This is a genomic window from Vibrio sp. YT-17 (genome assembly GCF_033337375.1).
GTDB lineage: Bacteria > Pseudomonadota > Gammaproteobacteria > Enterobacterales > Vibrionaceae > Vibrio > Vibrio alginolyticus.
This window is the reverse complement of record NZ_JAWOQP010000227.1, coordinates 1-1,006: the sequence shown is the minus strand read 5'-3', so window position 1 is coordinate 1,006 and position 1,006 is coordinate 1. Positions and strand designations below refer to the sequence as shown.

The 1,006-nt window shown below is 46.9% G+C and carries 2 protein-coding genes and 1 pseudogene; all 3 read right to left on the bottom strand.

Annotated features, from left to right (window positions below):
* Positions 1-136, bottom strand: a pseudogene (locus R7F67_RS25125) (thiazole synthase); the annotation flags it as partial.
* Positions 137-141: 5 nt separating this feature from the next.
* Complete coding sequence (gene thiS / locus R7F67_RS25120) at positions 142-345, bottom strand: sulfur carrier protein ThiS (protein ID WP_318057573.1); 204 nt, start codon at positions 343-345, stop codon at positions 142-144.
* Between the two features lie 79 nt (positions 346-424).
* Positions 425-1,006: HesA/MoeB/ThiF family protein (locus R7F67_RS25115; RefSeq protein WP_318057572.1), on the bottom strand; the 582-nt coding region annotated here is incomplete at its 5' end.

Here is a 1,006-nt window from a genome sequence, read left to right as displayed (position 1 = left end):
CCACACGTTTAAGCGCCATCGTCGCGAGCTGTGAACCTGATACCTGGATGGCTTCGGCCATTAAACGGCTATTAGAAAATTTGCCTGTTCCTGTGAACAAGCGTGATTGAAATTCTTTATCACCAATTTTCAGCATCGACATTACCCCCCTGTGCTGGCTTGAAACAGAGAGATGCTATCTCCCTCAGAAAGCACCGTACTCGCCCATTCGCTACGCGGCAGCACTTGATTATTAATGGCAAAAACACAGCCCATTTCAGGCAGAGAAAACTGGGTAATGATTTGCTGTAGGTTGGCATTACACTCGACCAGCTGAGCTTGGTCGTTAATAGCGATAGTTATCACGTTACCTCCCTCCTTTAAAAAAGGAACGCACAAACGAATTTGATGCGAATTGATTTGAAACTGTCATGGCGGTCATCTCTTAACTGCTCACTGGTGCAAGATTATTGTCACCACAAACCTGACATTGCTTGTCTTTGGTTATAGACATGGTCTGCCAGTTCATCCGCAGTCCATCAAAGAGGTGTAACTGACCACACTCAACATGAAAGCGATCTATCGCCAACTTTTGAATAGCAGCGAGAGCTTGGTAGTTCCCCAGAGTGCCCACCACAGGGCCGATAATGCCGGTTTCGCTGCACTTCATTGTTTGCTGCAATTCATCAAATGGATACAAGCATCGATAGCAGCCTGAATTTGATGGTTTGTCTGAGTAGTCAAAAACAGCAAACTGCCCTTGCCAACCAATCGCTGCCGCCGATATCAGAGGTGTATTTTGCTCATAACAAACTTGATTGATCAGCTGCCTCGTTGGCAGGTTGTCACAGCAATCCAACACCACATCCGCCAACATGACTTCGAGTTGTAACTGAGCTTGGTCGAGACGCTTGGTAATCGTGCGTACCTGAATCATTGAATTGAGATCACGAAGCTGCTGAGCCATCGCCTCGGTTTTCGCCAGTTCGATGTCGCCTTCACGATAGATAACCTGGCGCTGCAAATT